Source organism: Tamlana sp. 2_MG-2023, from assembly GCF_030548465.1.
Taxonomy (GTDB): Bacteria; Bacteroidota; Bacteroidia; order Flavobacteriales; family Flavobacteriaceae; genus Pseudotamlana.
Map to the genome: position 1 here is coordinate 1 of NZ_JAUOSF010000026.1, position 8,167 is coordinate 8,167.

An 8,167-nucleotide genomic window follows, 5' to 3' on the forward strand; every position below is an offset into this window, starting at 1 on the left:
AGCCCCAAGAGAATTAAAAACAGTAATTTTAAACTAGTTTTAGAAAATTAAGCAGTTCTAAAATGGGGAAGCTCACAAATTGGCGAAAAAATTTCGGAGAACGATAAGAATTTGATTTTGGTAGGACATTCATTTGGAGCATCAATGATATTAAAGTTTCTGTCCGAAAATCCCGTTCAAACCGAGTTGAAAGGAATTTTTCTAATCGCTACACCTTATTGGAATGGTAATGATGATTGGATACAGGGTTTAATGCTTAAAGATAATTTTGCCGACAAACTGCCAGATAATGTACCGATGTTCTTCTACCATTGTAAAGACGATGAAGAAATACCATTTTCGCAACTTCAAGATTACAAAGAAAAATTAAATCGAGCGATATATCGCGAGATTGAGAAAGGTGGACATCAACTAAATAATGATTTGACCATAGTTGCTAAAGACATTGAATCATTATAAGGGAATTCAAATAAAGCCAGCCGCTAACATTGTATAAGCGTAATGCGGGCTAAAGTACTAAATTTGAACGAATTGAATATTAATAAACATATCGGCAAATTGAAAGTAAAGTGCTTCTAATCCCGCACTACGCTTATACTTGACCGTTACCATACATTTGTTGAAAAATCCGAAAAACCTAAAATACTCTCAATTGAGATTTCTTTAACATTAAATAATCAATTTTAAATTAGTTTCGATTTTAATTTTAAAATTTCAATCAATGAAAAAAGGCCTACTTTGCTTAACTTGTTTAATCACTCTTAATTCAATTTGTCAAGAAACTAATAAGGCTATTCTTGAAAAAACAATATCTGAATTAAATAAAATTGAAAAAGTTAGATACCTTTCAAAATCTCAAGGAACTGAGTCAGGGAAAATTTATCTTGACCAAACAAAAACCTTCTTTTTCGATTTCAAAAAGTCACCGAGTACTATACCAAGATTTCTCATAAATGATGATTCTGAACATGGGGTATTCATATATAATGGAAAGCGAAGCATACATACAGCCTTGGTGAATAATGAAAAAATTGCAGTTGTAAATGATTCACCTGATATCAATAACCCTTTATTATTAACTTTATACCCCCTTAAAAAAATTTTACCTGAAATATTAGTAGAGGAAAATATCATTATAACAAGAAAAAAAGACACTATAATCAATAATGAAGCAAACTACGTGATTGATTTGTCTTATAAAAATGGGTTTTTAGATTGGGATAAATTGGTTTTAAAAAATGGAATGTCATTTGATTCAAGATACTTACTAATCATTAATAAAAAAGATTTCTTACCTCGAATGATGACAATGAATAATGGTCCAACAGGAACATTAAGTAATACCTTTGAAAATTTTGATTTTGATTATATGCCAGATAGCAAAGTATGGGATGGGTCTTTAATTCCTACTGATTATCAAATAATGAATACGAAAGAGTTTCGTGCTTTACTTCAAAAACAATATTCATTAAATGGAAAACCGAAAAGTTCTTTTATAGGTAAAAGTATAGTAGAGTGCAAAATCCCTGACTTAAATAATAATAGTTTAGTAGACTTTTCAACATTCAAAGGGAATGTTGTTTTATTAGAATTTTGGTTTAAGTACTGTGGACCTTGTGTTAAGGCCATTCCCAAACTTAATGAATTGAACAAAAAACTTAAAAATGATAATTTTTTACTCTATGGTGTGGAATTTAATGAAGATTTTCCTAGGGAAAATCTTCAAGAATATGTTTCTAAAATTGGAATAGATTACCCAGTATTATATAAAGGAAAAAAACTAGCTAGCAATTATTCGGTTCAATCTGCACCCACGTTTATGATTATAAACAAAAAAGGAAATATCATCTATTTAGAGTCTGGATTTGACCAAGAAAAGATTGAAGAAATAATCAAAGATAATCTATAAAAACACATGGTAACACCGTGTAAAAATAATTGCTTGGTTCTAGCCTACTTGGAAAATCCTACGGATTTTCCTCTGGTTTATTCCATTTTTAGTAAGTTAGTTGCTTGCACACGCAACTATCCTTACACATAAACGTTATGCATTATTTGAGAAACACCGTTACTAACCAACATTTATGAACGAAAAAAAGACAAAATACTCGCAAAGGTATGTTTTAAGCTCATCGAATATAGACAAGCACGGACACGTTATTACGAAAGAAGCTTTGCAAAGTTCTCTCAAATTCATAAATGGAAAAAGAAAACCAAGATTGGGTCTTGACCATAATCGAAATTTTCCACCGATGGGAAGAATAAGTAATGGAGAAGTAATTGAAAAAGATGGAGCATATTATTTAGTTGCTGACCAAGAATATTTTGACATTAGTAAAACAGCAATATTGGAAAATGGATTGGAACTAATTGAAATGTCATTTTCTGATGAAAATTTTCCATTTATAGAGTGTGAATTTGAACCGATAGAAACTATTGAAGTTCAGATTGACCCAATAAATCTTGGTTCCTTTGAAAAAGGACAAGCATTTATAAGTAACCTAAAATCAGAATCGGACTTAGAAATTAAAGGCTCTGAATTTATTAGAAAATCCGAAATACCAGACCCTGAAATTGTTCTAAAATTAACTGAAATAATTGGAATTGCACTTGGAATAGGACTTAGAAAAATTCCTGAAAAATTAGGAGAAGCCATTGGAGAGGATTTGGTTAAATTCTACAATCTAATTGGAAAAGCTATTCGGAAATCTGTCAAAGAAATGATTCCTAAAAATAGACCGATTCACTTTGTTGTAGAAATTCCAATTAAGAAATCAAAAGTAGAATTAATTGTAACTACTCGAAATCCAGATGTTGCAATAAACGCATTTAAAAAAGAGGTTATTGAAACCTTGAAAAAAGAAGTGGAAATTTCTATCAAACAGTTAAAAGCAGAAAAAATTCAGTTCTTCTTTAACGAAGAAAACAAATGGGAAATAAACTATATTTTAGCTTCAGACGGAAAAGTAATTGGAACAAAAAAATCATTTAAAAAACGTGACGAATATTTCCAGAAAATGGTTGAAAAACAAAAAAAAAGAGATAAAAAAAACAATGCATAACACCGTATAAAAATAATTGCGGTTTAGTGCTTAATCAAAGGTAGTTGCATGTTTGTAACGTCTGATTTTCCTTCGGAAAATCCTCGCATACAAACCCGCAAATATTCTTATACATAAACGTTGCCCACAATTAAAGAAAAACTATGACATACATACAACCAGAAGATTTTTTAGGTTCTTTTACTTGCCCGCATTGTGGTACTATTGCGAAGCAAGATTGGCTGTCTCGCGATAGACATTTTGATACATACGGTGAACAACAAAACCGAGAAATTATAATTGGGAATTGTCAACATTGTAATGAAATAACTATATGGAGATATACTCAAATGCTCTATCCTGATACGGGAAATTGTCCATTTCCTAATTCTGAGATGCCGAATGATGTTAAAAAATTATATTTGGAGGCTGCATCGATAAGCAATAAATCTCCAAGAGGAGCTGCCGCCATTCTTCGTTTAGGAATTCAAGTTTTATGTAAAGAATTGGGCGAAAAGGGGAATAATATAAATGCAGATATTGGAAATCTTGTAAAAAAAGGCCTTCCTGAAATTGTGCAACAATCTCTTGATGTTGTTCGAGTAACTGGAAATGATGCAGTCCACCCAGGACAAATTGAAACTGACAATCCTGAAGTTGTAGGGCAGCTATTTGACTTAACAAATGTAATTGTAGAATATATGATTGCTCTGCCTAAGAGAGTTAGCGGAATTTATAAAAGTTTACCATCTAACAAAATAGATGGAATTAATAAGCGAGATGGGAAATAACTATGGGCAACAATGTATATAAAAAATAGCGCAAGTCATTACTAAAACTATGGTTAGGGCATTTTTGGAAAGTCGCCAAATTTTTAAATTTGACGATTTCTCAAAAATAAAATAAATAGTAAAATTTAAAAATTCGGCTTGTGTTTAGTCCGAAAAGTAACAGCTTATTTTCAGCGCTACTTTTCATATACGAGACGTTGCCCACAATTTGAAAAAAATTCGGACATTGATTGAAAATTTTAGAAATATAGAATATTTAAAGCACGGAAACGAAAGACAAAAACTCGCTTTTTACGAAATCAAACATCATAGAATTTTTGAAATACTTGAAAAATATAATCCGATTCTGACTGGAACTATTCCAATCGGAATTGATTTGCCCGAAAGCGATTTAGATATTATTTGTGAATGCGAAAATCATTCTGAATTCAAAAATTGTTTGACAAAGGAGTTTTCAGAAAAAGAAAATTTTAAAGTTTATTCAAAAAACCAAAACGGAATTGAATCAACTGTTGCGGAATTTAAAACCGACAATTTTTTGTTTGAAATTTTCGGACAAAATATACCAACCGAAAAGCAAAACGCTTATCGACATATGATTATTGAAAACAGAATTTTAAACGAAAAAGGAGCTGACTTTAAGAAGAAAATAAAAAAATTAAAATCTGACGGATTAAAAACGGAACCAGCTTTTGCCGAACTATTAGGTTTGAAAGGAAATCCATATACTGAATTACTAAAATTGGAAATAAAAACTGTGGGCAACAATGGTAACCGTTGCACAAGCCCATAAAAAATAGTATAACTATAATTAAAAACCGTCTTTAGAGACGGTTTTTATTTTTATACACTTAAAATTTCAGGTGATTTATAAGGTTTTAAAAAGGTATTAATAGCTTTATAAAAGGTGTTTTTGAGACTAAAATAAAGCGCAAGTACTCCTGCACCACTTTTAGAGCGTTTTTCTATAAATTTCATATACTTTTTAAGATTATAGGCTATCGCTGAGAGCTGCATGCACTTATTAGCTTGCTTGATTCCAATGGTATTTACCTTGTTTAAGCCCATAAATTGTGTCAGGGTGCCAAAGACAGGTTCTACGGTACTTTGCCGTTTTCCTTTCATATAGCGTCCTTGATTACTTTCTACTCGGGCTATATTCCGCTCGTATTCCTCTCGATAATATGTGACTGTAAATTTCTTTTCTTGAGCTGATTTTCCTAAACATGCTGTGCGGATTGGGCAGTCTATGCACAGCTGTTTTGATCCGCGATATTCCTTCTTTTTGGTGTTATTCTTTTTTTCAATAAACACTTTTTTAAAAGGTATGATTTTACCCTCTGGACAAGTGTAATGATCCTTGTCTTTATCATAAGTAAACCCATCTGGACCACCTTTATATGTACCATGAGGTGGTATAAAGCTTTTTAAACCTATTGCTTCTAGAAAAGCATAATTCTCACCGCTACTATAGCCTGTGTCTGCGACACAATTTTCCCAAACAAGTTGTGATTTCCAAAGCCGTTGTTTTACGCGATTAACTATATCTGGTAAGTGCTGACTGTCTTTACCGTCTGCATGGTATGCTTTTATATCGCTTATTACATGGTTTGCCGTATCTACAGTAAGCTGACTAAGATAATTTAGTTTTCTTGCTTTGCCGGGTTTAACACTAATACGTGCGTCAGGATCTGTGGGACTATAATGTGTTTTATTACTGGTGTAGCGACTGCCTTTAGCGCCGGCTCCTGGACGAGCATCTTGATCTTTTGCCCATTTGGTATTACGGCTTTTTATAGCTTGTAATTCCTTGTTAGATGCAGATAAGGTTTGCTGATTTTTATCTGCTTTATTTTCTTTAGATTGTCTTAAAGGCTTGTTTTTGTCTCGATTGCTAATGGTACGAATTTGGCGCAGGTGATGTTCTAAATCGTCTTCAGGAACTTTAAGTTCTAAAGTATCCATGGAAGCATTTGCTTTTACAGGAGCAGAATCGATAGTTTGGGTATGGCCAGCGACCATACCAGCTGATACGCATAATTCAAAAACCTTTATAAAAACAGATTCAAATACGTCTTCTGGAAATAATTGTCTTGAACGGCTAATGGTAGAATGCCACGGTAATTCCTCATCGATATCATAGCCTAAAAAATACAGAATATCTAAACGCATGCTGCAATGTGCAATAAGCTTACGATCACTAGTTATATTCTCTAAATACCCCACTAAACAAAGCTTAAAAAACACGATGGGATCGATGCTTTTTTGTCCGCTTGACCCATAGAATTTTTTGGTGGTTTTATAAAGAAAGTTAAGATCTATAGCTGTATGAAGCCGACGGTAGAAATTGTCTTCTGGCACACGTTCGCTAAGTCTAAATTGATTGAATAGCTTCTCTTGATAAGTCTTTTTTCCCTGCATATATAAAGATAAGAAATCAGACTTTTTTATACAATGTCATAAAACCTTTTTTCTTAACTTGTGCAACAGGCACACCGGCTATAGTTCATTGCTTCTGACTTTCCTCTCGGAAAGTCCTCGCAAATTTGCTATCTTCGGTGCACGGCGGAAAATCCTCGCGGATTTTCACGCAACGAAACCATAGCCCAAAACGTTAGCTTTAATGCTGACAAAAATTACGGATATAAATTAAAACAAAAAATTATGAACTATTTTTTAGCGATTGGACCTTTTCAACTAATTTTAATATTATTTTTTCTTCTGCCAACGATTATCGCTCTTATTGACATTGTAAGAAATGAATTCTCTGGAAACAACAAAATTGTATGGCTTTTAGTAGTTTTACTTGTGAGCTTTTTTGGAGCTTTTTTATATTTTATTTTTGGAAGAAAACAGAAATTACCAAAAACAAATAATACTAGTTTAACTTAAAAAAAACTTAACTCTTTAGCTCGTTTGCAGAATCGAAAACCGAATTGAAAACTCGAATTCTCACTCAAACGGAATTTAGCAAGTTTCGGAATTGTTCACTCAAATCTGAATAAAAAATACTGCGAAAATTGAGCAAGTTATCTGAATTAAAAACTGACTGAAAAAAGAAATCGGAACGCAAGATTGCGCGGATAAAAAAGCACTAAAAGCTAACACCGTATAAAAAAAATTGCTAGTTTTAGCTAAGCCAAAGTTAGTTGCTCGTTTGCTAGCTTCTGATTTTCCTTCGGAAAATCCTCGCACACAAACACGCAACTTTCCTTATACATAATCGTTGGTTGCAATTAGACCAACTAAAAACGAAATTATTAATCAATAAATTAAAAATTATGAAATCTTTAATCTTGACAATTGGACTTTTATTAAGTGGAAATTTTTTATTTGCTCAATATGACACTTACAACTACAATTCGTACGGACAAAAACAAAAGACTGGAACAAGCCAAAATAATTATAGTGGCGGAACAGATTATTACAACTATAATTCTTACGGACAAAAACAAAAAACTGGAACGGCTGAATCAAATTATAACGGCGGAGTAGATTATTATAACTATAACTCATACGGACAAAAACAAAAAGCCTCAACTTATGAGAATAATTATAATGGAGGAGTTGACCAATATAATTATAACTCTTACGGGCAAAAGCAAAAAGCTGCAACGTATGAACAAAACTACAACGGAGGAACGGATGTTTATGAATATAATTCTTACGGGCAAAAGGTGAAAACTGGAACTAATGAAAAGAATTACAATGGAGGAACGGATGTTTACAGATACAATTCTTATGGACAAAAAGTAAAAACTGGAACAGTTCAAAAAAACCCATACGGCTATTAATAACTGCAACCAACACCGTATAAAAATAATTGCGGTTAATTGCTAAAACAAAGGTAGTTGCGTTTTTGCTGCATCTGAATTTCCAAAAGAAATTGATCTTATGCAAATCCGCAACTATTCTTATACAAACACGTTAGCAAACATAATGACCCGTCCTGAATAAAGGCTACATAATTTTAAACATTATGTACAAAAATGACAAAGTAATCAGACGGTATTCAGAATCTTTTAAACTCAAGATTTTAGACGAACTTACTACCGGAAAAACAAACAAGTATCAACTAGGTAAAACTTACGGTATCAATCCTACTACAATCAATGAATGGATTAAAAAGTATAACCGTAAGGACCTGATGAACACCAGAATCAAAGTGGAAACTAAAGACGAAATTACTAGAATCAAAGCCCTTCAAAAGGAAATCAAACAACTCAAAGATCTCTTACTAAAAAAGGATTTAGATGCCTTGGTGCTAGACTCCTACCTTGAGGTGGCTGCCGAGCAACTAGGTTATAAATCGGTAAATGAGTTAAAAAAAAAGCT

General features: G+C 32.5%; 9 protein-coding genes. 8 read left to right on the top strand and 1 reads right to left on the bottom strand.

Going from position 1 to position 8,167, the window contains the following annotated elements; translation table 11 throughout:
• Nucleotides 1-78: 78 nt before the first annotated feature.
• From Q4566_RS16805 to Q4566_RS16825, 5 genes are all read left to right on the top strand, one after another.
• Nucleotides 79-459 carry an alpha/beta hydrolase gene (locus tag Q4566_RS16805; protein WP_303423716.1) on the top strand — a complete coding sequence of 127 codons (381 nt, stop codon included), beginning with the start codon at nt 79-81 and terminating at the stop codon, nt 457-459.
• A 262-nt stretch (nt 460-721) separates the two neighbouring features.
• The gene (locus Q4566_RS16810; RefSeq protein ID WP_303423700.1) at nt 722-1,909 is read left to right on the top strand and encodes a TlpA disulfide reductase family protein; all 1,188 of its coding nucleotides are present in this window, start codon (nt 722-724) and stop codon (nt 1,907-1,909) included.
• A gap of 175 nt (nt 1,910-2,084) precedes the next feature.
• Nucleotides 2,085-3,062, top strand: a complete 978-nt coding sequence (locus Q4566_RS16815) for a hypothetical protein (protein ID WP_303423702.1) — start codon at nt 2,085-2,087, stop codon at nt 3,060-3,062.
• 143 nt (nt 3,063-3,205) lie between these two features.
• On the top strand, nt 3,206-3,832 hold the full coding sequence (locus Q4566_RS16820) for a DUF4145 domain-containing protein (RefSeq protein WP_303423704.1): 627 nt from the start codon (nt 3,206-3,208) through the stop codon (nt 3,830-3,832).
• Between the two features lie 226 nt (nt 3,833-4,058).
• Nucleotides 4,059-4,625, top strand: a complete 567-nt coding sequence (locus tag Q4566_RS16825; RefSeq protein ID WP_303423706.1) for a DUF4269 domain-containing protein — start codon at nt 4,059-4,061, stop codon at nt 4,623-4,625.
• A gap of 50 nt (nt 4,626-4,675) precedes the next feature.
• Here Q4566_RS16825 and Q4566_RS16830 read toward each other — a convergent pair whose 3' ends face one another.
• On the bottom strand, nt 4,676-6,253 hold the full coding sequence (locus Q4566_RS16830) for an IS1182 family transposase (RefSeq protein WP_303423708.1): 1,578 nt from the start codon (nt 6,251-6,253) through the stop codon (nt 4,676-4,678).
• 243 nt (nt 6,254-6,496) lie between these two features.
• Between Q4566_RS16830 and Q4566_RS16835 the strand changes: the two genes are divergently transcribed.
• From Q4566_RS16835 to Q4566_RS16845, 3 genes are all read left to right on the top strand, one after another.
• Nucleotides 6,497-6,724, top strand: a complete 228-nt coding sequence (locus tag Q4566_RS16835; RefSeq protein ID WP_303423710.1) for a PLDc N-terminal domain-containing protein — start codon at nt 6,497-6,499, stop codon at nt 6,722-6,724.
• 389 nt (nt 6,725-7,113) lie between these two features.
• Nucleotides 7,114-7,626 (top strand): hypothetical protein, encoded by a 513-nt coding sequence (locus Q4566_RS16840; protein ID WP_303423712.1) that lies wholly within the window; start codon nt 7,114-7,116, stop codon nt 7,624-7,626.
• Nucleotides 7,627-7,811: 185 nt separating this feature from the next.
• Nucleotides 7,812-8,167: transposase (locus tag Q4566_RS16845; protein WP_303423714.1), on the top strand; the 356-nt coding region annotated here is incomplete at its 3' end.